This window comes from Nocardioides sp. Root122, assembly GCF_001425025.1.
Taxonomy (GTDB): Bacteria; Actinomycetota; Actinomycetes; order Propionibacteriales; family Nocardioidaceae; genus Nocardioides.
This window is the reverse complement of sequence record NZ_LMDE01000016.1, coordinates 74,420-97,485: the sequence shown is the minus strand read 5'-3', so window position 1 is coordinate 97,485 and position 23,066 is coordinate 74,420. Positions and strand designations below refer to the sequence as shown.

Annotated in this window: 26 protein-coding genes; 12 read left to right on the top strand and 14 right to left on the bottom strand. The window is 72.1% G+C overall.

What is annotated here, in order from left to right; all coding sequences use genetic code 11:
• Nucleotides 1–65: 65 nt before the first annotated feature.
• Together ASC64_RS21195 and ASC64_RS21190 are read right to left on the bottom strand one after the other, a co-directional pair.
• A complete protein-coding gene (locus tag ASC64_RS21195; RefSeq protein WP_056909545.1) occupies nt 66–323 on the bottom strand; it encodes a helix-turn-helix domain-containing protein in 258 nt (85 codons plus the stop codon).
• Between the two features lie 428 nt (nt 324–751).
• Nucleotides 752–2,203, bottom strand: a complete 1,452-nt coding sequence (locus ASC64_RS21190; RefSeq protein ID WP_200937949.1) for a pyridoxal phosphate-dependent decarboxylase family protein — start codon at nt 2,201–2,203, stop codon at nt 752–754.
• Between the two features lie 97 nt (nt 2,204–2,300).
• On the opposite strand from ASC64_RS21190, the gene ASC64_RS21185 reads away from it, so the two are divergent.
• Nucleotides 2,301–2,594, top strand: a complete 294-nt coding sequence (locus ASC64_RS21185; protein ID WP_056909544.1) for a YiaA/YiaB family inner membrane protein — start codon at nt 2,301–2,303, stop codon at nt 2,592–2,594.
• 81 nt (nt 2,595–2,675) lie between these two features.
• On the opposite strand, the gene ASC64_RS21180 is transcribed toward ASC64_RS21185, so the two are convergent.
• Complete coding sequence (locus ASC64_RS21180) at nt 2,676–3,890, bottom strand: acyl-CoA dehydrogenase family protein (protein ID WP_056909543.1); 1,215 nt, start codon at nt 3,888–3,890, stop codon at nt 2,676–2,678.
• Complete coding sequence (locus ASC64_RS21175; protein ID WP_082550707.1) at nt 3,890–5,263, bottom strand: acyl-CoA dehydrogenase family protein; 1,374 nt, start codon at nt 5,261–5,263, stop codon at nt 3,890–3,892. The genes ASC64_RS21180 and ASC64_RS21175 overlap by 1 nt, the downstream gene beginning before the upstream one ends.
• A gap of 88 nt (nt 5,264–5,351) precedes the next feature.
• On the opposite strand from ASC64_RS21175, the gene def reads away from it, so the two are divergent.
• Genes def through ASC64_RS21160 form a run of 3 tightly spaced genes read left to right on the top strand, consistent with a single transcriptional unit; the run spans nt 5,352 to nt 7,428 of the window.
• Nucleotides 5,352–5,960, top strand: coding sequence for a peptide deformylase (def, locus tag ASC64_RS21170; RefSeq protein WP_056909542.1), 609 nt, complete (start codon nt 5,352–5,354; stop codon nt 5,958–5,960).
• Between the two features lie 11 nt (nt 5,961–5,971).
• Entirely contained in the window at nt 5,972–6,766 is a 795-nt protein-coding gene (locus ASC64_RS21165) for a TrmH family RNA methyltransferase (RefSeq protein WP_056909599.1), read from the top strand.
• An 11-nt stretch (nt 6,767–6,777) separates the two neighbouring features.
• Entirely contained in the window at nt 6,778–7,428 is a 651-nt protein-coding gene (locus tag ASC64_RS21160; RefSeq protein WP_235563864.1) for a DedA family protein, read from the top strand.
• Here ASC64_RS21160 and ASC64_RS21155 read toward each other — a convergent pair.
• Nucleotides 7,376–8,194, bottom strand: coding sequence for a TrmH family RNA methyltransferase (locus ASC64_RS21155; RefSeq protein ID WP_056909597.1), 819 nt, complete (start codon nt 8,192–8,194; stop codon nt 7,376–7,378). The genes ASC64_RS21160 and ASC64_RS21155 overlap by 53 nt on opposite strands.
• Nucleotides 8,187–9,440 (bottom strand): uroporphyrinogen-III C-methyltransferase, encoded by a 1,254-nt coding sequence (gene cobA, locus ASC64_RS21150; RefSeq protein ID WP_056909541.1) that lies wholly within the window; start codon nt 9,438–9,440, stop codon nt 8,187–8,189. Before cobA ends, ASC64_RS21155 begins: the two co-directional genes overlap by 8 nt.
• 50 nt (nt 9,441–9,490) lie before the next feature.
• Here cobA and ASC64_RS21145 point away from each other — a divergent pair, with 50 nt between their 5' ends.
• The 5 genes from ASC64_RS21145 (at nt 9,491) to ASC64_RS21125 (ending at nt 13,560) form a co-directional block, all read left to right on the top strand.
• A complete protein-coding gene (locus tag ASC64_RS21145) occupies nt 9,491–10,018 on the top strand; it encodes a YbhB/YbcL family Raf kinase inhibitor-like protein (RefSeq protein ID WP_056909540.1) in 528 nt (175 codons plus the stop codon).
• A gap of 310 nt (nt 10,019–10,328) precedes the next feature.
• Nucleotides 10,329–10,856 (top strand): CAP domain-containing protein, encoded by a 528-nt coding sequence (locus tag ASC64_RS21140; RefSeq protein WP_056909539.1) that lies wholly within the window; start codon nt 10,329–10,331, stop codon nt 10,854–10,856.
• Nucleotides 10,857–10,979: 123 nt separating this feature from the next.
• Complete coding sequence (locus ASC64_RS21135; RefSeq protein ID WP_056909538.1) at nt 10,980–11,777, top strand: ABC transporter permease; 798 nt, start codon at nt 10,980–10,982, stop codon at nt 11,775–11,777.
• On the top strand, nt 11,770–12,579 hold the full coding sequence (locus ASC64_RS21130; protein ID WP_056909537.1) for an ABC transporter permease: 810 nt from the start codon (nt 11,770–11,772) through the stop codon (nt 12,577–12,579). Before ASC64_RS21135 ends, ASC64_RS21130 begins: the two co-directional genes overlap by 8 nt.
• Before the next feature lie 3 nt (nt 12,580–12,582).
• Complete coding sequence (locus ASC64_RS21125) at nt 12,583–13,560, top strand: ABC transporter ATP-binding protein (RefSeq protein WP_056909536.1); 978 nt, start codon at nt 12,583–12,585, stop codon at nt 13,558–13,560.
• A 6-nt stretch (nt 13,561–13,566) separates the two neighbouring features.
• Here ASC64_RS21125 and ASC64_RS21120 read toward each other — a convergent pair whose 3' ends face one another.
• Nucleotides 13,567–14,712, bottom strand: coding sequence for a PP2C family protein-serine/threonine phosphatase (locus ASC64_RS21120; protein ID WP_156385335.1), 1,146 nt, complete (start codon nt 14,710–14,712; stop codon nt 13,567–13,569).
• Nucleotides 14,713–14,841: 129 nt separating this feature from the next.
• Between ASC64_RS21120 and ASC64_RS21115 the strand changes: the two genes are divergently transcribed.
• Nucleotides 14,842–15,879 carry an alpha/beta hydrolase gene (locus tag ASC64_RS21115; protein WP_082550706.1) on the top strand — a complete coding sequence of 346 codons (1,038 nt, stop codon included), beginning with the start codon at nt 14,842–14,844 and terminating at the stop codon, nt 15,877–15,879.
• Here the strand turns inward: ASC64_RS21115 and ASC64_RS21110 are convergent.
• The 4 genes from ASC64_RS21110 to ASC64_RS21095 all read right to left on the bottom strand — a co-directional run bounded on the left by ASC64_RS21110 (nt 15,823) and on the right by ASC64_RS21095 (nt 19,096).
• The gene (locus ASC64_RS21110; protein WP_056909534.1) at nt 15,823–16,584 is read right to left on the bottom strand and encodes a sulfite exporter TauE/SafE family protein; all 762 of its coding nucleotides are present in this window, start codon (nt 16,582–16,584) and stop codon (nt 15,823–15,825) included. The genes ASC64_RS21115 and ASC64_RS21110 overlap by 57 nt on opposite strands.
• 10 nt (nt 16,585–16,594) lie before the next feature.
• Entirely contained in the window at nt 16,595–17,752 is a 1,158-nt protein-coding gene (locus tag ASC64_RS21105) for an SPFH domain-containing protein (protein WP_056909533.1), read from the bottom strand.
• Nucleotides 17,753–17,813: 61 nt separating this feature from the next.
• Nucleotides 17,814–18,275 carry an NfeD family protein gene (locus ASC64_RS21100; protein WP_056909532.1) on the bottom strand — a complete coding sequence of 154 codons (462 nt, stop codon included), beginning with the start codon at nt 18,273–18,275 and terminating at the stop codon, nt 17,814–17,816.
• A 29-nt stretch (nt 18,276–18,304) separates the two neighbouring features.
• Complete coding sequence (locus ASC64_RS21095; protein WP_056909531.1) at nt 18,305–19,096, bottom strand: ABC transporter ATP-binding protein; 792 nt, start codon at nt 19,094–19,096, stop codon at nt 18,305–18,307.
• A gap of 77 nt (nt 19,097–19,173) precedes the next feature.
• Here ASC64_RS21095 and ASC64_RS21090 point away from each other — a divergent pair, with 77 nt between their 5' ends.
• Nucleotides 19,174–19,914, top strand: coding sequence for a hypothetical protein (locus ASC64_RS21090; RefSeq protein ID WP_056909530.1), 741 nt, complete (start codon nt 19,174–19,176; stop codon nt 19,912–19,914).
• Nucleotides 19,915–19,936: 22 nt separating this feature from the next.
• Here ASC64_RS21090 and ASC64_RS21840 read toward each other — a convergent pair whose 3' ends face one another.
• Nucleotides 19,937–20,371, bottom strand: a complete 435-nt coding sequence (locus tag ASC64_RS21840; RefSeq protein ID WP_200937943.1) for a DUF805 domain-containing protein — start codon at nt 20,369–20,371, stop codon at nt 19,937–19,939.
• 127 nt (nt 20,372–20,498) lie between these two features.
• Between ASC64_RS21840 and serB the strand changes: the two genes are divergently transcribed.
• Nucleotides 20,499–21,716 carry a phosphoserine phosphatase SerB gene (serB, locus tag ASC64_RS21080; RefSeq protein ID WP_056909529.1) on the top strand — a complete coding sequence of 406 codons (1,218 nt, stop codon included), beginning with the start codon at nt 20,499–20,501 and terminating at the stop codon, nt 21,714–21,716.
• Here the strand turns inward: serB and ASC64_RS21075 are convergent.
• Nucleotides 21,688–22,479 carry a putative protein N(5)-glutamine methyltransferase gene (locus ASC64_RS21075; protein ID WP_235563863.1) on the bottom strand — a complete coding sequence of 264 codons (792 nt, stop codon included), beginning with the start codon at nt 22,477–22,479 and terminating at the stop codon, nt 21,688–21,690. The genes serB and ASC64_RS21075 overlap by 29 nt on opposite strands.
• A gap of 35 nt (nt 22,480–22,514) precedes the next feature.
• Nucleotides 22,515–23,045: a SixA phosphatase family protein gene (locus ASC64_RS21070; protein ID WP_056909527.1), complete on the bottom strand. Its 531-nt coding sequence runs from the start codon at nt 23,043–23,045 to the stop codon at nt 22,515–22,517.
• Nucleotides 23,046–23,066 lie beyond the last annotated feature (21 nt).

Below are 23,066 nucleotides of genomic sequence, written 5' to 3'. Positions count from 1 at the left end.
CGCCGGCGTTCGACCGATCTGTCATCCGAGCGCCAGGCGAGTGCTCGCAGTCGATGCCGATCGACTTACCCCCCAGCGTCTGCTTCCGACACAAGATCCGTCAGTCGAAGGTCGAGCGTGTCCGCAAAGGCCCATGCACTCGACAGGCTGATGTTGCGCTCGCCCCGCTCGACCGAGCCGACGTAGGTACGGTGCAGGCCAGAGAGATGCGCCAGCTCCTCTTGCGAGAGCCCCTTGGCTCGGCGAGCATTCCGCACCGCGACACCAAACCGCTCCAGCCGCTCTTGCAAGCGGGGGTTGTGATCCGGCACGAACCGGATCATTGTGTGTTGATGACTTTCAGTCGACAGACTATAAGTAGCATCCACGGATGCAACGTTCAACCATCCCGACTCGTAGCGCCGTGACAGGACGTCGTGCTACCGGCTCGGAGGTCGGGCAGCCGAGAACGGCCGCCGGCGAGTTGCCATGCGGTCACGCTCGCTGGGAGGAAACCGAGCACTACATCGCCGCTCGCGAATGGTGGGATCAGCGTCGCGACGAACCACTGACAGCAGAGCAGCTCGCAGCGGTTCGACTGTTCGGCAAGTTGGCCGCGAGGCCCCCGCCCGAGCCTCCCGACGAGTGTCCTAACGAACAGTCATAAAGACGTCGTCGTAGGTGAGGTCGTGGCCCGGGTTGTCATGGAGGAGCTGCACTGGCCGGAGTCTACGCAGCCGCGTCCGACGGCCTCGTCGGTCGCAGCACTGTCTCAGTCGTGGGCGGCGGCGGCCTCCTGCAGCGCACGCCAGGTGCGGTCGACGTCGGCCTGCGTCGTGCGCCAGCTGCCGACGGCGAGGCGGATCGCCGCGCGGCCCTCGACGGTCGTGTGGCTCAGGTAGGCCTCACCCGACGCGTTGACCGCCTCCATGGCGGCCAGCGTCTGCTCGTCCCCGGCGCGTAGCCGGAACACGACCAGCGACAGGGCCGGCTCGGTGACGAGCTCGAACCGGTCGTCCTCGTGGACCAGGCCGGCCACGTGCTCCGCCAGCGCGACGCCGCTGCGGATGTGCGCGCGCAGCCCGGAGAGGCCGTAGGTGCGCAGCACGGCCCACAGCTTGATGGCACGGAACCGGCGGCCGAGCTGGGGGTGCCAGTCGCGGTAGTCGACGACCTCGCCGGACTCGGTGGCGGCGTTGCGGAGGTACTCCGGGAGGATCGAGAGGGCGCCGGTCAGGGCCGCCCGGTCGCGCACCCAGAAGGTGCTGCAGTCGAAGGTCGTGAGCAGCCACTTGTGCGGGTTGGTCACGAACGAGTCGGCCGCCTCGACGCCGGCCAGGTGGCCGCGGTGCTCCGGGCACACCGCGGCGACGCCGGCCCACGCGGCGTCGACGTGCAGCCACACGCCCCACTCGCGGGCGACCTCGGCGACCGCGGCGATGTCGTCCATCGCGCCGGTCGACGTGCTGCCCGACGCGACGTGCACCATGAGCGGGCGCCGGCCCGCCTCCACGTCCTCGAGGACCGCGTCACGGAGGGCGTCCACGTCGATGGCCTGGGTGACCGGGTCGACCCCGACGGCGCGTACGGCGTCCTCCCCGAGACCCGCCATCATCGCCGCCTTCACCAGCGACGAGTGGGCCTGCGTGGAGCCGTAGACGCGCCACTGGTGGCCGCCGACGCCGTGCACGCGCGCCTCTCCCCCGCTGGCGCGGTGCAGCGCGGAGAGCAGCGCTGTGAAGGTGGCCGTCGACGCGGTGTCCTGGATGACGCCGCCGCCGGGCCCGTCGCTGCGGAAGGCCTCGGGCAGGCCGAGCGCCTCGGCGAACCAGTCGAGCACGACCTGCTCGACCTCGGTCACGGCCGGGCTGGTCGCCCAGATCATGCCCTGCGCGCCGATGCCGCTGGAGAGGAGGTCGCCGAGGATCGCCGCGGGCGAGGAGTTGGCCGGGAAGTAGGCGAAGAAGCGCGGGTGCTGCCAGTGCGTCAGCCCGGGCACGACGACCCGGTCGAGGTCGGCCAGCAGGGCGTCGAACGGCTCGCCGACCTCCGGCGCCGACGTGGGGAGCTGTCGTCGTACGTCGCCGGGGGCGACCTGCGCGCGCACGGGCAGGTCGTCGAGGGAGGCCCAGTAGTCGGCGATCCAGTCGATGGCCGCGTGGCCCTGGCGGCGGAACTCGTCGGGCGTCATGTGGGCCGGCTCAGCCTGGTGCTCGTCGGGCATGGCCCGAACGTACCGGTGCGACTCAGGTGCTCGTACTCAGCACCGGTCGGGTAGTCGGGCAGGTCCGCCGCGGCCGCTGGGCGAGCAGGCTGCTGCCATGACCTCCAAGAACGACTCCACCGCCAAGAACACCGCCGCCTTCGCCGCCCAGGCCGCCATCTCGTTCGGTGCCGCCCTGTTCGCCATGCTGGTCGCCATCTACTTCATGGACGCCGACCCGTGGATCAAGGGCTTCCTCGCCCTCGGCACGCTCTACCTGACCACCTCGACGTTCACCCTCGCGAAGGTCGTGCGTGACATGCAGGAGGACCAGCGGGTCTTCCACCGCATCGACCAGGCCCGCGTCGACAAGATCCTCGCCGAGCACGACCCCTTCAAGTCCGTCTCCTGACCACACGCTGACCGGGCACTTCCTCGCAGAGGAGGTGCCCGGTCATTGCGTGTGGTCTGGCGAGGAAGTGCCCGGTCAGCGTCAACGGAGTTGAGAGCTGGTGAGCCCGAGCAGGCGGCGCGCGACGATGAGCTGCTGGATCTGCTGGGTGCCCTCGAAGATGTCGAGGATCTTGGAGTCGCGCGCCCACTTCTCCAGCAGCTCGGCCTCGCTGTAGCCGAGGGTGCCGCACAGCTGCACGCAGGACAGCGTCACGTCGGAGCCGACGCGTCCCGCCTTCGCCTTCGCCATCGAGGCCTCGAGCGAGTTCGGCTTGCGGTTGTCGGCCATCCAGGCCGCCTGCATCATCAGCAGCTTCGCGCCCTCCCAGTCGGCCTCGAGCTGGAGGAACTTCGCTGCCGCGGCCGACTGGCTCAGCGCCGGCCGGTCGTAGTCGATGACGACCCCGGCCTGCTCGAGCAGGTCACGGGTGAGGTCGAGCGAGGCACGGGCGCACCCGACGGCCATCCCGGCGACCATCGGCCGGGTGTTGTCGAAGGTCGCCATCGCACCGGCGAAGCCGGACTTCACGTCGATCTCGGGCGAGCCGAGCAGGTCCTCGGCCGGCACGCGACAGTCGGTGAACGTGATCGCCGCCGTGTCGGACGCCCGGATGCCGAGCTTGTGCTCGAGCCGCTCGACCTTGAGGCCGGGGTTGTCCTTGCGGACCAGGAACGACTTGATCGCGGCGCGGCCCAGCTCCTTGTCGAGCGTGGCCCACACGACCACGCTGTCGGCGCGGTCACCGGAGGTGACGTAGATCTTCTCGCCGTTGATGACGTACTCGTCACCGTCCTGGACGGCCGTCGTGGTGATGTTGGCGGAGTCCGAGCCGGTGCCGGGCTCGGTGATCGCCATGGCCGCCCACGTGCCCTTGTAGCGCTCGAGCTGCTCCTCGTTGGCGACCGACGCGATGGCCGAGTTGCCCAGGCCCTGGCGCGGCATCGAGAGCAGCAGGGCGGTGTCGCCCCAGCACATCTCGGCGATCGAGAGCACGGACGCGAGGTTGGCGCCGTTGCGCACCCCGCCGTCGTCCTTCGGCCTCGCGTCACGACGTACGCCGCCCGCGCCGGCGCCGCCGGTCGCGCCGGTCTCGCTCACGCCGTCGATCAGCGCGGCGAGCATGTCGAGCTCCTTGGGGTACTCGTGCTCGGCGCGGTCGTACTTGCGCGAGATCGGACGGAGCATGTTCATCGCCAGCTGGTGGGCCTGGTCGACGAGCCCGGCCTGTTTCTTCGGGGTCTCGAGGTTGATCATCAGACAAGCACCGCACCTTCCATCAGTCCGACGGCACGCAGGTCGCGGTACCACCGTTCGACCGGGTGCTCCTTGACGAACCCGTGGCCGCCGAGCAGCTGGACGCCGTCGAGGCCGATCTTCATGCCCTTCTCGGCGCACAGCTGGCGGGCCAGCCCGACCTCCCGGGCGAAGTCCTGGCCGCGGGCGGCGCGGGAGGCCGCCTTCCAGGTGAGCAGGCGCATGGCCTGGAGCTCGATGGCGATGTCGGCGACCATGAACGCGACCGACTGGCGGTGGCTGATCGGCTCGCCGAACGCCTCGCGCTCGTTGACGTAGTCCTTGACGTAGTCGAGGACGGCCTGGCCGGTGCCGACCGCGAGGGCGCACCAGGCGAGGCGCGACAGCCGCACGCACTCGGTGTAGGCCGTGCCGTCGGTGTCGCCGAGCAGCGCATCGCCCCCGACGCGTACGCCGGTGAGGTGGAGGCGCGACAGGGCCGCGGCCCGCACGCCCATGGACGGGTCGGCCTCGACCTCGAGACCCTCGGCGCCGGACTCGACGAGGAACAGTGCCGGGGTGCCGTCGAGCATCGCGGCCACCACGAAGAGCTCAGCCTCCGCGCCGCGCACGACCGCCGACTTCACCCCGTCGAGCACGTAGCCGTCGCCGTCGCGCAGCGCCGTGGTGGCCAGGGCGAACGGGTCGAAGAGCACGGACGGCTCGGCGATGGTCAGGGCGGCCACGGGCACGTCCTGCCCGTCGGCGCCCCCGGTGAAGGCGGGGAGGTAGGTCTGCTGCTGCGCCTCGGTGCCCCACAGGCCGATCGCGGTGGCGACGGCACCGGGTGCCAGGGTGGCGACGGCCAGGCCCATGTCGCCCTGCGCGAGTGCCTCGGCGACGAGCGTGCCGGCCATGGCCGATCGCTCCTCCATGATGCCGCCGAGGGACTCCGGCACGCCGAGGACCGTGAGGCCGATCTCCTGCGCGGCCTGCAGCACCCCGGCAGGCGCGGCACAGGCGTCGTCGGCCTGGGCCGCGACCGGGCGGAGCACCTCCGCGGCCAGCTCGGCGACGACGTCGACGAGCATCTGCTCGTCCTCGGTCGGGGTCAGGTCGAACAGGCCGCGCGACTCCGCGGCGGCCGGCCGCTCGCCGGCGGTGCGCCGACCGGCCCGGGCGAACGTCCGACCGGCGGCGGTCGCGACCCGGAAGCCGTTGCGGGTGGTCGAGTAGACGACCTGCTCGGTCTGGCGACGCAGGCCGACGCGGTCGATGAGGTCGCTCTGCGCCAGCCGGTTCACGGCGGCGACCGCGAGCCCGATGGGGTCGCGGGTCTCCTTGGAGGACAACCCGTGGCGACCTCCCGGCCGGAGGCTGTTCATGATGGACATGACGAAACTGTAACTCCGAGTTACACCGAGCGCCAGAGGCCGCCCCGTGGTGCCGGTCACGACCCACCTCCTCGCTAGGATCCCCCGCATGCCCGACGACGAGCAGACCGTCCATCCCGAAGTCCGGGCGCCGCACGGCCCACTCCCCGAGAGTGGCACGGTGCGCCCCATCACGCGGTGGGGCACGCCCGTGATGCACCGTGCCCAATCGACCGTGACCTCCTACGACGACGACCTCGCGACCCTCGCCGCCGACATGGTGGCCACCATGTACGCCGCCGACGGCGTCGGCCTGGCGGCCTGCCAGGTCGGCGAGGACGTGGCGATGTTCGTCTTCGACTGCCCCGACGAGAGCGGCGTACGCACGGTCGGGCTGGTGTGCAACCCGGTGCTCACGCTGCCGGAGGGCAAGGACCGGCACCTCGAGGACGACGACGAGGGCTGCCTCTCCTACCCGGGCTCCTTCGAGCCGTGCGCCCGCCCGGACTGGGCACGGGTCGACGGCACCGGCCTCGACGGCGAGCCGGTGAGCTTCGAGGGCGACGGCCTGCTGGCCCGCTGCCTCCAGCACGAGACCGACCACACCCTCGGCACCGTCTTCGGTGACCGGCTCTCGGCCAAGTCCCGCAAGCGGCTCACCAAGAAGCACGATGCCGCCGCCGAGGACTACCCCGCGGCCTGGCCCACCGAGGCGTGAGCGGCCACGGCATGCACGAGCTGAGGATCACCCGCGAGAACGCCCGCTTCCAGCAGTGGGAGGCGCTGCTGACCAACCGGTCCAAGCGCCACCGCAACCGCGAGTTCCTCGTGCAGGGCGTGCGCCCGATCACCCGCGCCGTCGAGGAGGGCTGGACCGTCCGGGCACTGCTGCGCGCCGACGGGACGAGCTCGTCGTGGGCCGACGAGCTGTGGGCGACGACCGACGCCGAGCGCGTCGTGCTCGCGCCTGCCCTGCACTCCCGCCTCAGCGGCCGCGAGGAGGGTGCGGAGCTGGTCGCCGTCGTCGAGATGCCCGAGGACGGCGTCGCCCGGCTCGGCGACTCGGAGCGGCCGCACGGACCCGTCGTCGTCTTCGACCGCCCGTCGAGCCCCGGCAACATCGGCACCCTGGCCCGCTCCGCGGACGCGTTCGGCGCCGCGGCCCTGGTCGTGACCGGCCACGCGGCCGACCCCTACGACCCGCAGGCGGTGCGCGCCAGCACCGGCTCGCTGTTCGCCCTGACCGTGCTCCGGGTGCCGGCGCACGGCCCGGTCGTGGACTACGCCCACGCCAACGGCTATCGCATCATCGGCACCGACGAGCACGGCTCGGCGCTGGCCGACGCACCCCTCGACGGCCGGGTCGTGGTCGTCGTGGGCAACGAGACGCACGGCATCTCGTCAGGCTGGCGTGCGGTGTGCGACGACATCGTCAGCATCCCGATGGTCGGCACCGCCTCGTCGCTCAACGCCGCCGTCGCAGGGTCGATCGTGCTCCACGAGGCCCTGCGCCGCCGCGGCTGACGGAGGACCACGTGGACGCGGTGCTCGACTGGGTCGTCATGGTCATGCGGACCGTCGGCTCCCCCGGCGTCGGTCTCGCCACCGCGCTCGAGACGGTGTTCCCTCCCGTGCCGAGCGAGCTCGTGCTGCCGCTCGCCGGCTACACCGCCAGCCAGGGCCACTACGGCGTCGTCGCCGCGGTCGCCTGGGCCACGGCAGGGTCCCTGGCGGGCGCACTGCTCCTCTACTGGCTGGGCGCCGCATGGGGCCTCGAGCGGATCTGCTCGCTCGCCGACCGGATCCCCCTGATGCACGCCGACGACGTGCGCCGGGCGGTGTCCTGGTTCGGTGACCACGGTCGCGCCGCGGTGCTCGTGGGCCGGCTGGTGCCCGGCGTGCGGAGCCTGGTCTCGATCCCCGCCGGCGTGGACCGGATGCCGCTGACCACCTTCTGCCTCTTCACGACCCTGGGGAGCCTGGTCTGGAACGCGGCGCTGATCCTCGCCGGCTACGAGCTCGGCGCCCAGTGGCACCGCGTCGAGGCGTACGTCGGCAGCATCGGCAACGTCGTCTACGCCCTCCTCGCGGTGGCCGTGGTCGTCGTGGTCGCCCGGCGGCTGCGGCACCGGGTCAGCGGCGGGCCGCGGCGTAGCAGGCCACTGCGGTCGCAGCCGCCACGTTGAGCGAGTCGATGCCGGCGCGCATCGGGATGATCGCCCGCCGATCGGCCGTGGCCTCCCAGCGCGACGACAGCCCGTGTCCCTCCGAGCCCAGCACGAGGGCGAGCCGGTCGACGCCGTCGACGGCCACCTCGATCGGGACCGAGTCCGGCGACAGCGTCAGCGCGACCGTGGTGAACCCGCGTCGCGACAGGTCCGGCAGGGCGTCGTACCAGTCGGGCAGGCGGGTCCACGGCGTGCTGAACACGGCGCCCATGCCGACCTTGATCGAGCGGCGGTAGAGCGGGTCGGCGCAACGCGGTGCGAGCAGCACCGCGTCGAAGCCGAGCGCGGCGCCGGAGCGGAAGATCGCGCCGACGTTGGTGTGGTCGACGAGGTCCTCCAGCACGAGCACCGAGCGCGCGCCCTCGAGCACGTCCTCGACCGACGCGAGCGGACGCCGGCGCAGCGAGGCGAGCGCACCCCGGTGGACGTGGAAGCCGGTGACCTGCTCGATCAGCTGCTCGGACAGGACGTAGCAGGGACCACCGCTCGCCGCGAGCACGTCGTCGAGCCCTTCGAGCCACCGCGGGGCCATCAGGAACGACCGCGCCTCGTAGCCGCCCTCGACCGCCCGACGCACGACCTTCTCCCCCTCGGCGAGGAACAGGCCGTGCTCGGCCTCGAGGCTCTTGCGCAGCTCGACGTCGCGCAGGTCGCGGTAGTCGGCGAGGCGGGGGTCGTCGGGGTCCGAGAGCTCGACGAGCCTGGCCCCGCGGGGTTCAGCCACGTCCCAGCCCACGATCGCCGTAGTGCGCCGGGCGCGCCACGGCCACCACGTCGCCGATGACGATGATCGCCGGCGGCACCACCTCGTGGGCGACCAGGTCGTCGGCCAGCGAGCCGAGCGTGGTCAGCACGGTGCGCTCGGTCGGCATGGTGCCGTCGACGATGACACCGACCGGGGTCCCGGCGGGGCGACCGCCCTCGATGAGCGTCGCCGCGATGGCGGGCGCGTTGTCCACGGCCATGAGCAGCACCACGGTGCCGCGCATCCTCGCCACCGCGCCCCACTCGACCAGCGAGTCCGGGTGGCCGGGCGGGATGTGGCCGGAGATGACGGTGAACTCGTGCGCGACGCCGCGGTGGGTGACCGGGATGCCCACGCGTGCGGGGACCGCGATGGCGGAGGTGAGGCCGGGTACGACGGTCACGGGCACGTCAGCGGCGGCGCAGGCCAGCAGCTCCTCGTAGCCGCGGCCGAAGACGAAGCTGTCGCCGCCCTTGAACCGCACCACCCGCTTGCCGGCGCGAGCCCGGTCGACGATCACCTCGTTGATGTAGTCCTGCGAGGCGGAGCGCCCGCGCGGCAGCTTGGCGACGTCGATCAGCTCGACGTGCGGTCCGAGCTCGTCGAGCAGCTCCCGCGGGGCCAGCCGGTCGGCCACCACCACGTCGGCCGAGGCCAGCGCGTGGCGGGCTGCGACGGTGACCAGCTCGGGCTCGCCCGGGCCGCCGCCGACGAGCACCACGCCCGGCGTCCGGTCGAGCGCGTCGGAGGCGGTGAGGTGGCCGTCGCGCAGGGCGGTGACGATGTCGTCGCGCAGCGCCGCCGACTTCCGCGGCTCCCGGTTGCCCAGCACCCCGACGGTCACGCTGCCGTGGTGGCCGACGGCCGGCGTCCATGCCGTGCCGCCGAGCGCGTCGTCGGCGCGCACGCAGAAGGTGTGCCGGGCCTCGGCGGCGGCGACGACACGGGCGTTGACCTCCGCGTCGTCGGTGGCGGCGACGACGTACCAGGCGCCGTCGAGGTCGGACTCGGTGAAGGCCCGCAGGACCAGGACCAGCTCGCCCGAGAGCCCCTCGATGGCCGGGGTGACCTCGGGACTGACCACGGTCACCGCCGCGCCCGCCGCCAGGAACGCGGGGACCCGACGCTGGGCGACGTGGCCGCCGCCGACGACGACGACCTTGCGACCGGTGAGCACCAGCCCCGCCAGGTAGGGGTGGGCCGCCGGCGAGGTGTGGTCGGTCATTGGCTCATTGTCCCAACCCGCGCTGTGGACGGGCTCGCTAGGTTCGAGGAATGAGCACCGGTATCGAACGACCCGTCAGCCCGAACCCCTACGACCTCCTCCCGGCGACCGCGTCCTTCACCGTCACGAGCGACGACGTCACCGACGGTGCGCCGCTCAAGGACGACCAGGTCGCCGACAAGGGCAACACCTCCCCGCAGCTGAGCTGGTCGGGTGCACCCGAGGGCACGAAGTCCTACGTGGTCACCTGCTTCGACCCCGACGCACCGACGCCGAGCGGCTTCTGGCACTGGTGCCTCGTCGACATCCCGGCCGACGTCACCACCCTCGACACCGGTGCCGCGGCGGGCGACCTCCCCGGCAACGCCTTCCACGTCCGCAACGACGGGGGCGAGGCCGGCTTCATGGGCGCCGCCCCGCCGGAGAACGACCAGCCGCACCGCTACTTCTTCGTCGTGCACGCCGTGAAGGACGCCTCGCTCGGCGTCGACGACTCCGTCTCCCCCGCGGTCGTCTCCTTCAACCTGGCGTTCAAGACGCTGGGCCGCGCGATCATCCACGGCACCTACCAGCACTGACCCACCCGACCGGCCCGCTCGGGCCGCTCGGCCCAGGAAGGCCCCTCCGGTCCGGACCCTCGCGGTCCAGACCAGAGGGGCCTTCTTTCGTCATTCCGCTCATGCGCGTGCGCCCCAGCCGCTTTCATTCCTCCAGGTCGGTTGTCGGTCACTTCCGCGACGAATGTTGACGAAGTCTCGATCTGCCGCGCTCAGTTCCCGCAAAGGTTCGACGAACTACACATAACCGTCGTACTCTCAACCCGGAATCTCCCAAGATTCTCTCAAGATTCGCACTGCCCCCGACGCGGATCTTTCCTGGAGGAACCCCGTGCAGTCCCGACTCGCCCCCCTGCTGGTGACGCTGGGCGTCGCCCTCTCCGTGCTGGTCGCCACCCCTGCCACCGCCCGCAGCGCGACCTGGCCCGTCCCCACCGGCGAGCTCGCCCTGGCGAACAGCGCCAAGGACGTGCGCAGCCTGTCCATGGACGAGCTCGAGGACCGGCTGATGGCCGAGATCAACCAGGCCCGCGCCGCCAACGGCCTGGCGAAGGTCTGGGTCTTCGACGCGTGCACCGACCGGCTCGCCGAGCAGTGGGGTGAGCGCATCGCCCGCACGGGCCTGTTCGAGCACCGCGACCAGAACGAGGTCATCGCCCGCTGCGACAACTCGTGGGCCGGCGAGACCCTGGTCCGCGGCTCGGGCCTGACCCCCCGCGACATGGTCGACCTGTGGCTCGACTCCCCCGGCCACCGCGCCATCCTGCTCAGCCCGCGCGCCAAGCGCGCCGGGATCGCGATCACCCGCGACGCCCAGGGCCGGATGATCGGCGTGGTCAACCTGGTCCGCCACAGCTGATCCCGAGGCGCTGCCTCCCCGGCTGCTCCTTCGTCCGTGGTGCGCGACACCCGCGCGGTGTGAGACCATCCCCGGTCCCCTTCGAGGGTGACCGGGGATCGTTGCGTCGGAAGGGGGAAGCGGATGCTGCACGTCGCCATCGCGACCCGTGCGTTCCGCCGCTACTCCACCTATCGCGCCGCCACCCTCGCGGGGATCTTCACCAACTCCGTCTTCGGCATCATCTATTCCTACGCCTACCTCGCGCTCTGGAGGGCGAACCCCACCGCGGGCGGGTACGACGCGCAGGACGCGGTGACCTATGTCTGGCTCGGTCAGGCCCTGCTGATGACGATCGCGCTGTGGGGTGGCGGCACCACCGACGACCTCGCCGAGCGGATCCGCACCGGCGACGTGGCGATCGACCTCTACCGGCCCGTCGGGCTCGTCGGCTGGTACCTCGCGGCCGACCTGGGCCGGGCGGCGTACCACCTCCTCACCCGCGGGTTCGGGCCGACGGTCATCGGGCTCGTCGTCTTCGACATCGCACTGCCCGCCTCGCCCGTCGCCGCACTGGCCTTCGCGGTGTCGCTCGTGCTGGCGGTGGTCGTGAGCTTCGCGATCCGCTTCCTCGTCGCGAGCACGGCCTTCTGGCTCCTCGACCAGTCCGGGGTGAAGGTGATGAGCGGGGCGTTCGCGATCTTCTTCAGCGGGATGATGCTCCCCCTCGTGCTGTTCCCCGGCTGGCTCGGTACCCTTGCGCGGGCCCTGCCGTGGGCGTCGTACGTCCAGGTGCCTGCCGACATCTGGCTCGGCAAGCACACCGGTGCCGACCTCGCGGCGGCCCTCGGCTTCCAGCTCGTGTGGGCCGTGGTCCTGCTGGCGGCCAGCCAGGGCGTGCTGCGGCTGGCGACCCGGAAGGTGGTGGTCCAGGGTGGGTGAGGCTGCGGCTCGACACCTGCGCACCTACGGGCAGATCGCCTGGCTGTGGATCCGCGCGGCCTGGCAGTACCCGACCTCGTTCGTCCTGCTCGCGGTCGGCAACGGCCTGATCACCGGGCTCGACTTCGTCGGCCTCTGGATCATGTTCGCGCACCTGCGTGACCTCGCCGGCTTCTCGCTGCACGAGGTGGCCCTGCTCTACGGCAGCGCGTCGCTGGCGCTCGCGGTCGCCGACACCGCCATCGGGAGCGTCGAGCGCATCGGCACCTACATCCGCACCGGACGGCTCGACCAGATGATGACCAAGCCGGTCCCGCTGCTGGTGCAGGTGTGCGCCGACCAGTTCACCCTCCGCCGGCTGGGGCGCCTGACGCAGGCGGCGGCCGTGTTCGGCTGGGCGTGCACCTACGTCGACTGGACCCCGCTGCGCGTCCTGGTCGCCGTCTCGATGCTGGTCAGCGGCGCGCTGGTGTTCTTCGGGCTCTTCGTGGGGTTCTCGTGCGTGCAGTTCTGGACGACCGACGCGACCGAGATCGCCAACGCCTTCACCTACGGGGGCGCGACCGTCACCCAGTACCCGCTGAGCATCTTCCCGCGCGAGGTGTTGGTCGGACTCACCTTCGTCATCCCGGTCGCGTTCGTGAACTGGTATCCCTGCCTCTACCTGCTGGGCCGCAGCGACCCCTTCGGCACGCCCGACGCGTTCCAGTTCGCCTCGCCCGTCGCCGGCCTGGTGACGGGGGCCGCCGCACTGCTGGTCTGGCGCACCGGCGTCCGCCACTACACCTCGACCGGGAGCTGAGCCATGCCGTCCCCGCAGTCCGTGCCGTCCCTCATCGAGGTCCGCGACCTCGAGCGCACCTTCGACGTACGCCGCCCCGTGGAGGGACGCCGTCGGCGCGTGCGCGAGCAGGTGCGCGCCGTGCACGACCTCACCTTCTCCGTCGCGGCCGGCGAGATGGTCGGCTACATCGGCCCCAACGGCGCCGGCAAGTCCACCACCATCAAGATGCTCACCGGCATCCTGGTGCCCACTGGGGGGCAGGTGCGGGTCGCGGGCCTGGACCCCAGCCGCCAGCGCGTCGACCTGGCCCGGCGGATCGGGGTCGTGTTCGGTCAGCGGTCGACGCTGTGGTGGGACCTGCCGCTGCGCGACTCCTTCGAGCTGCTGCAGAAGATGTACCGCATCCCGCCCGCGCGCTACCGCGAGAACCTCGACCGCTTCATCGACCTGCTCGACCTCGAGGCGCAGCTCGACACCCCGGTGCGCCAGCTGAGCCTGGGCCAGCGGATGCGCGGCGACATCACCGCGGCGCTCCTCCACGACCCCGAGGTGGTCTACCTCGACGAGCCGACGATCGGACTCGACGTGGTCAGCAAGGGCCGGCTCCGCGAGTTCCTCCGGGCGCTCAACGCCGAGCGGGGCACCACCTTGCTGCTGACCACCCACGACCTGCAGGACATCGAGGCCCTGTGCGACCGGGTGATCGTGATCGACCACGGCACCGCGGTGTACGACGGGTCGCTGGCCGGGCTGCACGCCGAGGGCGGGAGCAGCCGCACGCTCGTGGTGGACCTGGTCGACGAGGCGGACCCGATCGACGTACCGGGGGCGAGCGTGCGGCGGGTCGAAGGCCCCCGCCAGTGGCTGTCCTTCCCGACGGAGGCCAGCGCGGCGCCGATCGTGGCCGCGGTGGCGGCGGCGTACGACGTGGCGGACCTGTCGATCCAGGAGCCCGACATCGAGGACGTCATCCGCGAGCTCTACTCACGCGGGGGCTGAGCGGGGTCAGCCGACGAGGTGGTCGGAGGAGTCGCGCTCCGGCGAGGTGAGCGGGAGCCGCTCGAGGAGCAGCAGCGCCCGGTCGTCGTCGCCGCGCGGCACCTTCTTGAGGACCCGCTTGGGCATGCCGTTGAAGCCCCGGGCGTCAACGGCCTGGAGCGCCTGGTCGCGCAGCCAGTCGATGCCGTCGTCGAGGTCGCGGTCCGACGTCTCGATGACGCCGTCGGTGTAGAACATCAGCGCCTCGCCCGGCTGCAGGCGACCGCGGCTCGGCGAGAAGTCGGCCTCGGCGATCACGCCGAGCGCCATCCCGCGCGCGTTGTCCACCGTCCAGCCGCGCTGGCCGAGGTGCCAGTGGAGCGCCGGGGGGTGGCCGGCGCTGGTGATCGTGTAGTCACCCGTCACCAGGTCGACCTTGAGGTGCACCGCGGTGGCCAGGGACTCGTCGGACTCCTGGCGGAGCAGGAAGTGGTTGGCTGCCGACATCAGCTCGCCCGGGGGCAGCGCCCCGATGAGACCGCCGAGGGCCCCCGCGAACTGGAGCGCCTGCGGGCCCACGGAGGTGCCCTTGCCGCAGACGTCGACCAGAGCCATCTCCAGCCAGCGACCGTCGCGCAGGTCGGCGACGAGGAAGTCCCCGGCATAGCTGGGGCCGTTGGCGGTGATGGTGGCGGACTGCGAACGCCACCCGACGGGGAGGGGCGGCACGACACCCTGGCGCTGGAGCCGGTCGCGCAGCTGGGTCAGCACGGCCTCGCTCAGCGCCATCGGCAGCCCGGAGCGCTGGCGGCTGGACTGGTAGAGCACCAGCACCGCTCCGAGGGAGAGGATCAGCAGGCCGAGGACCGCGCGCTCGCCCACCAGTCCCGACTCCACCGAGCTCCAGACGGCGGCCGCGATGACGCACGGGGTGAGGATGAGCAGGGGCCCGAAGCGCAGCAGCATCACGCCGAGCATGAGGTAGAGGAACCACAGGGACACCGGCACCGCGGTGCCGGCCACGAGCACGGGCGCCATCGACAGCACGACCATGCCGATCAACAGGCTGAGCAGGAACATCTGGCTGCCGCGCGAGCCGGTGCGCCAGCCCTCGACGCGCTGCTGGACGTACGAGGAGAATCCTCGGACCATGCTCCCCCGCGCGCTCGACACCGGCCAAGGTTAGAGCCGGCCCCGTGACGCACGAGGCCTAATGGGGAAACTGTTACTCCGCCGTGAAGCCGGTCACCTCGACCCCGGACCGCTGCACGCCGACGACGTGCGCTGGATAGTCTCGGGGCCATGTCGCTGGTTCCGTTGCAGGCCGACCTCCTCGGTCCTGACTACCGGGTCGAGACCTTCTCCCTTCCCCCCGACGACGAGGGTCCGGTGGTCGCCACCCTCGTGACCCTCGAGCCGGAGGAGCCGAACGGACGCGCGGTGCTGCACGTGCACGGGTTCGCCGACTACTTCTTCCACACCGAGTACGCCCGGTGGTGGGCCGACCGCGGCTACACCTTCTACGCGATCGACCTGCGCAAGTACGGCCGCTCGCTGCGCGACCACCAGACGGCCAACTACGTCGCCGACCTCAACGAGTACTTCGGCGAGATCGACCTGGCGTGGTGGCGCATCACCCACCGCGACGGCCATCGCGAGGTCGTCGTGTCGGGACACTCGACCGGCGGGCTGACGGTGTCGCTCTGGGCGCACGAACGCCGGCCGGCCGAGCTCCGGGCGATGGTGCTCAACTCGCCGTGGTTCGACATGCAGGGGTCCGCCTGGCTCCGCAACCCGGCGACCCGGGTCGCCATCGACCGGATCGGCAGCAGCCGGCCGCTGCAGGAGATCCCGCGCAAGATCAGCGGCGTCTACGGTCGCACCCTGCACCGCGACCACGGCGGGGAGTGGGACTACGACCTGACGTGGAAGCCGCTAGAGTCCCGGCCGGTCTACGTCGGCTGGCTGCGCGCCGTGCGTCGCGGTCATGCGCAGCTCCACGCCGGGCTGGACGTGGCGTGCCCGACCCTGGTCCTCTCCTCGACGAGCTCGGCCTTCGGTGACGACCTCGGCGACGACGCCTTCACCCACGACATCGTGCTCGACGTGCAGCAGATCCGCCGCTGGGCCTCGTCGGTGGGCCGGCACGTCACCTCGGTCGCGATCGACGGCGCCATGCACGACGTGGTCCTGTCCCGTCCGGCCGCTCGCGAGCGGGCGTACGACGCCGTCGACACGTGGCTGCGGGCTTGGGTGGAGCAGCCTCACCCGTCGCAGCGGGCCTCAGACGAGCAGGGCGACGAGGGCGGTCAGGCCGACGACGGCGATCACCGCGCGTAGCAGGCTCGGCGAGAGCCGACGACCGACCGTGGCACCGAGCTGGCCGCCGACCACCGAGCCGAGGGCGATGAGGCCGGCGACGCGCCAGTCGATGTCGGCGACCGCGATGAAGACGAGCGCGGCGACGGCGTTGACGATCAGCGCCAGGACGTTCTTGGTGGCGGTGTGCCGCTGCATGGAGTCGGCCACCCCGATGCCGAGGACGGCCATCAGCAGCACGCCCTGCGCGGCGCCGAAGTAGCCGCCGTACACCCCGGCGGCGGCGACCGCCGGCCAGACCCACCACACGCCGTGGTCGGGGATGCCCCCGCGGGACTCGGCGCGCGCCGCGACCGCGCGCTGGATGCGGGGACCGAAGATCACCAGCAGCACGCCGAGCAGGATCAGGACCGGCACGATGGTGTCGAAGGCCGACGACGGGAGCCACAGCAGGAGCAGCGCACCGATCGTGCCTCCGAGCAGCGACGCGAGCCCCAGCTTGAGCAACCGGGGCCGCTGGCCGCCCAGCTCGCGGCGGTAGCCGATGACGCCGGACAGGCTGCCGGGCACGAGGCCGACGGTGTTGCTGACGTTGGCGGTCACCGGAGGCACACCGAACGCCAGCAGGGTCGGGAACGTGATCAACGTCCCCGACCCCACCACGGTGTTGATGGTGCCGGCCGCCACTCCTGCGAGGGTGACCAGCACCATCTCGAGCGGACTCATGCGATCGGACTCACTGGCCGGCAGGTGCCCCCGGGTCGAGCGGGTCGACCGGACCGTCCGCGGCGCCGGCGTCCGGCTCCGAGCCCGCCACCGAGCTCGGCAGCGACTTGCCCGGGTTGGCTGCGGACTCCGCCTCGGCGATGGCCTCCTCGACGGCCTTGCTGGTGGCACTCAGCTCCGGGTCGCCGGACGTACGGGGCAGCTGCGGCTCCGACGGTCCCATGTCGACGCGGGTGCGAGGAGTGGCGTCGCGCGGAATCCCGGCGATCTCGTGGATCGACGAGCCCAGCCCCTCCATCGCCTTGGTGATCTCGGACGGGATGACCCACACCTTGTTGGCGCTGCCCTCGGCGATCTTCGGCATCATCTGGAGGTACTGGTAGGCGAGCAGCGACTGGTCGGGCTGGCCGTCGTGGATCGCCTGGAAGACCGTCTGGATGGCCTGGCCCTCACCCTGCGCACGCAGGATCGAGGCCTCGCGGTCGGCCTGGGCACGGAGGATCTGCGACTCCCGGTCACCTTCGGCGTTGAGGATCTGCGACTGCTTCGAACCCTCGGCCGTGAGGATCGCCGCCTGTCGCTGACCCTCGGCGGTGAGGATCACGGCACGCTTCTCACGGTCGGCGCGCATCTGCTTCTCCATCGAGTCCTTGATGGAGGGGGGCGGGTCGATGCCCTTGAGCTCGACGCGGTTGACGCGGATGCCCCACTTGCCGGTGGCCTCGTCGAGGACGCCGCGCAGGCCCGAGTTGATGGAGTCGCGACTGGTCAGCGTCTCCTCGAGGTCCATGCCGCCCACGATGTTGCGCAGCGTGGTCATGGTGAGCTGCTCGATCGCCTGGATGTAGTTGGCGATCTCGTAGGTCGCGGCGACCGGGTCGGTGACCTGGAAGTAGATGACGGTGTCGATGGACACCACCAGGTTGTCCTCGGTGATCACCGGCTGCGGCGGGAAGCTCACGACCTGCTCACGCAGGTCGATGAGGTAGCGCATCCTGTCGATGAACGGCACGAGGATGTTGAGGCCCGCAGGCAGCGTCGCCTTGTACTTGCCGAACCGCTCGACGATGGCCGCACGTGCCTGCGGCACGATCTTGACCGTCTTCGCGAGCAGGACGACGACGAACAGGACGATGAGCAGGAACAGGACCAGCAGTGCTGTGCCCATGGTTTCCCCCGATCTTCTGTGGTGCTGTGGGTGGCTGTGCAGGTGTGGCGGTCGGCGTCGCTCAGGACTCGAGGGTCGCCACCGGGTGGACGTAGGCCGTCGCACCCTTGATCTGGAGGATCTCCACCGTCTCGCCCGGGGCGATGCGGAGGTTCTCGTCGTAGGGCAGCGCGGTCCAGGTCTCGCCGCCCGCCTTGATACGGCCCGCGGCCAGGCCGGTGATCTCCTCGGTGACGAGGCCGCGGGTGCCGACGAGCTTGCCATGGCCGAGCGCGAGCTCGGGCCCGCCGTGGAGCCGCTTGACGAACGTGGGGCGCACGAGCGAGAGCATGGCGACCGACGCTGCCAGCGCGGCGAGCACCTGGACCGCGATCGGCAGTCCGATGATCGCGGCGAGCATGCCGATCACGGCGCCGGCGGCGAGCATGGCGAGGATCAGGTCGAGGCTGAACATCTCGGCCACGCCGAGGACGATCGACAGCGCCAGCCAGCTCTCCCACAGGTGGTCGCGGATCCAGTCCATGCCCCGACCCTATCGAGTGGGTGCTCGGCTCAGCGGGAAGGACGGCGACGCGCGGCGAAGCGGTCGTCGGCACGCGTCAGCAGCAGCGGCATCCCGAACGTCTCGGACAGTGTCGTCTCGGTCACGACGTCGTCCACCGGTCCCGCGTCGACCACCCGGCCCTCGCGCAGCAGCATCGCGTGGGTGAAGCCGGGCGGGATCTCCTCCACGTGGTGGGAGACCAGGACGGTGGCCGGCGAGTCGGGGTCGAGGGCGAGCTCCGACAGCGTGGCGACGAGGTCCTCGCGGCCGCCGAGGTCCAACCCTGCGGCGGGCTCGTCGAGCAGCAGGAGCTCGGGGTCGGTCATCAGCGCGCGGGCGATCTGCACACGCTTGCGCTCGCCCTCGCTCAGGGTGCCGAAGGTGCGCTCGCGCAGGTGGGCGGCGCCGACGTCGGCGAGCAGCGCTGTCGCGCGGTCGTGGTCGAGGTCGGCGTAGTGCTCGCGCCAGCGGCCCACCACGCCGTAGGACGCGGAGACCACGACGTCCTTGACCAGCTCGCTCCGCGGGATCCGGTCGGCCAGCGCCGCGCTCGTCAGCCCGATGCGCGGGCGCAGGTCGAACACGTCGGTCGTGCCGAGCACCTCGTCGAGGATCCCGGCCACGCCCGAGGTGGGGTGCAGCTGGGCAGCGGCGACCTGCAGCAGGGTGGTCTTGCCGGCACCGTTGGGCCCGAGCACCACCCAGCGCTCGTCCTCCTCGACCAGCCAGCTCACGTCGTCGAGGAGCAGGGTGCTGCCACGGCGGACCGTGACCCCCGCGAGCTCGATGACGGCGACCATGCTCGTCACCCTATCCAGCAGCGGACGCGGGGCCGTGGCCAACACGGCGGGGGCGACCGGCGAGTAGCCTCGACCCGATGTCCAGCACGTCCTCCTCATCCGGCTCCTCTCCCTCCGGCGCCCCCGCCCTGCCACACGCCGCCGTGCTCGCCTGGTGGCTGACCGCGTGGTTGCGCGGGCACGAGCAGACCGACCACGTCCTCGACGTGCTCGCCGACGACACACACCTGCTCGAGGGCGGCTCCGCACTCGACCTGCTCGCGCGCTCGCGGGCCACCGGGGCGACGTACGCCGGCCTGGCGCTGCCGGTCGACGGGGACCCCCTCGGCCTGGGTGGCCCGCGGGCGTTCAACGAGGCGGCGCTCGAGGCCGGCCAGGCCGTCGTGGTGGGGCCCCTGGGCCTGGTGCCGGTGGAGCAGGGCGACACGGTGCAGTGGCGCACGCACGAGGCCGGGCAGCGCCAGCTGCCCGACGTCGGCGAGGCGGATCGCGCCCTGCGGGAGTCGCTGCTCGGCGCGGCCGGCGACCTGGCCGACCTCGACGTCGCCCGCTGGCGGCCCGAGGCCGCGGATGCGCTGATGAACCTGCACCACCGACCGGGCCTCGACGCCCCGCTCGGCACCCCGCCGCGCTGCGTGGACCTGGCGGCCCGCGGCCTGCAGGCGTGGACGATCGTCGACCTCGCCCTCGTCGACGACGGCGGCGCGCTCTCGTCCTACGAGGTCGAGCGACGCCGTGGCCTCCTGCAGCCGCTGGCGCGCACCGCCCGCCGGGCGATCGTCGCGGCCTGCTCCCCCGAGGTGTGGCCGCCGGCGTGACGACGCCGGCGGGTCGGTGACCTCAGCTGCCGTCGGAGCCGCTGCCGTAGGGCGGCGGCGGGGTCGGGGGCTCGTAGGTGCCGGGCTCCTGCTTCGGGCTGGGGCCGTACTGGTTGTCGCGGCGTCGGGAGTCGGTGCAGAACCAGACGAGCAGGAAGATCCAGCCGATGACCGGGATGATCCCGAGCAGCTGCCACCAGCCGCTCCTGCCGATGTCGTGCAGCCGGCGCGCGCCGACCGCGAGCTGCGGGAGGACCAGGACCAGCGAGGCAAGGGTGTTGACCAGCCCGCCCTGCCGCACGTCGTAGTCCGTGCCGAGGGCCGTGTCGACCACGCTCGCGACGATCCCGACGATGGCGGTGAACAGCACGAACCACCAGAACTCCGAGCGCCGGGCGCGGCCGCTGAAGTCGACGTACTTGGCGAAGCAGGTGCGCACCGAGGTCGCGAAGTCCACGGGGACCTCCCTGGTATGGGCGGACCCGCGGGTCGGACCGCTCGAGGTCCAACCTAGGGCACCCGCGGGCCCGAGGCGCGGACGCGCGCCGCTGCGCCACAGGCACCGGACTAGCCTTCCTCCCACCATGGAAGACGCACCGAAGACCCTGCTGGTCACCCTCACCGGCAAGGACCGTCCGGGTGTCACGTCCGCGATGTTCGACGCGCTCGCCGCCGCCGGCGTCGAGGTCCTCGACATCGAGCAGATCGTGCTGCGCAGGCGGCTGCTGCTCGGCATCCTCGTCACCGCGCCACGGGACTGGAAGAAGCTGCGCGACGTCATCGAGCGGACCGCCGCCGAGCTCGACATGACCGTCGAGGTCGACCGGGGCGCCGGCGACAACCGCAGCCGGCCCGGCGACCGGTCGCACATCACCCTCATCGGCAGCCCGCTCAAGGCCTCGGCGGTCGCGGCGGTGGCGGGGCGGATCGCGGACTCGGGGGCCAACATCGACCGCATCGAGCGGATGGCGCGCTATCCCGTCACGGCCATCGAGCTGCACGTCTCGGGCGCGCCCGCCGAGACCCTCCGCCCGCTGCTGGCGGCCGAGGCGGTCCGGCTCGGCATCGACCTCGCCGTCCAGCGCGAGTCGCTCCACCGGCGCGGGGTGAGACTGATCGTGATGGACGTCGACTCCACGCTGATCCAGGGCGAGGTGATCGAGATGATCGCCGCGCACGCCGGCCAGGAGGCGGAGGTCGCTCGGGTCACCGAGGCCGCGATGCGCGGCGAGCTCGACTTCGAGGCGTCCCTGCGCGAGCGCGTGGCGCTGCTCGAGGGCGTGCCGGCCACCGCGCTCGACGAGGTCTACGACTCGATCGTCCTGACGCCCGGGGCACGCACCATGGTGCGCACGCTGCGCCGGCTGGGCTACCGCTTCGCGATCGTCTCCGGCGGCTTCACCCAGATCACCGACAGGCTCGCGGCCGAGCTCGGCATCCACTTCGCCCGCGCCAACCAGCTCGAGATCGTCGACGGCCTGCTCACCGGGCGCATCGTCGGTGACGTCGTCGACCGCGCCGGCAAGGCCGCCGCCCTGCGCGAGTTCGCGGCCGAGGTCGGGGTGCCGCTGGACGCCACGATCGCCATCGGCGACGGCGCCAACGACCTCGACATGCTCAACGCGGCAGGCCTCGGCATCGCCTACAACGCCAAGCCGATGGTGCGCGACGCCGCGCACACCTCGGTCAACGTGCCCTACCTCGACACCGTCCTCTACCTGCTGGGCATCTCGCGCGAGCAGATCGAGGAGGCCGACGCCGAGGTCGGCATCGTCACGCCCGCGCCGCCGCTCGTCGGCTGAGGTCGCCACCACCGGGGAGACGCCCCACGGCGACGCACCCGCCGACCTCGTCGTCGACCAGGACCTCGGTGGCCAGTCCGGCCGCCGTCATCGCGGCGGTCGTCAGCGGCGCCTGCCCCGGGCTCGTCTCGACGAGGAGCACTCCCCCGGGCGCCAGCCAGCGCACCGACCCCGCCGCCAGGCGGCGGTGCAGGTCGACGCCCTCCGCCCCACCGTCCAGGGCGGCACGCGGCTCGTGGTCGCGCGCCTCGGGTGGCATCGACGCGATGCGGTCGGTGGGGACGTAGGGGGCGTTGGCAGCAAGTACGTCGACCCGGCCCGCGAGCGCGACCGGCAGTGCGTCGTAGAGGTCGCCGAGGTGGAGCCGGGCCCTCGGCGCGTTGTGACGGGCGCACTCGAGGGCGTCCTGGCTGAGGTCGGCGGCATGCACGTCGACCGTCTCGTGGCCCGGGCCGGCGAAGCACGCGGCGACGGGCGCCACGCCGCAGCACATCTCGACCACGACCGGGCGGTCGCGGCGGGCGGCGTGGTCGAGCGCCGTCCTCGCCAACAGCTCGGTGCGTCGTCGCGGCACGAAGACGCCGGGGGCCACCGCGAGTCGGTGCCCGAGGAACCCGACCCAGCCCAGCACGAGCTCGAGCGGCTCACCGGCGACACGGCGCGCGACCAGGTCGTCGAGCTCCGCGCGCGACCGGACCGCCTCCTGCAGCAGCGCGGCCTCGTCCTCGGCCCACACGCAGCCGGCCGCCCGCAGGCGGGCCACGAGAGCACCGTCGGACGAGGCGTCAGCCGGCCGGGTCACCCGTCGCCGACGTGGAAGGACTCGAGACGGCAGGCGCCGGGGGCGACGGTGCTCCAGTCTCCGGGAACGGCGAAGACCGCGAGCGCGGAGGTCGGGAACCCGCGGGTGATGAGGCCCGTCGTGGCGTCGGCGTCGCCGTCGCCGTCGTCGAGCAGCTCGGCGACGTAGGCCACCGTCGGGTTGTGCCCGATGACCACCAGCGTGGCGACCGCCGGATCGGTCTCGCGGACCAGGTCGACCGCGGCGTCGGGGCCAGCGGCGTAGAGGGAGGACGAGAGCTCGGGCTCGAGGTCCCACCCGGCGCCCTCCGCGACGGCCGCCCAGGTCTCCTGGGTGCGCACCGCGTCGGAGACCAAGGCCGCGTCGGGCTCGACTCCCTGGTCGCGCAACCAGCGCCCGGTCTCCGCAGCGTCGGCGTGCCCGCGCGGCGCGAGGGCGCGCTCGCGGTCGGACGGCCCGGTGGCCTCGGCCTTGCTGTGGCGCATCAGGACGAGTCGTCGTACGCCGCTGCTCCTTGGCTCCTGCATCCTCCAACCCTTCCAGCCGCT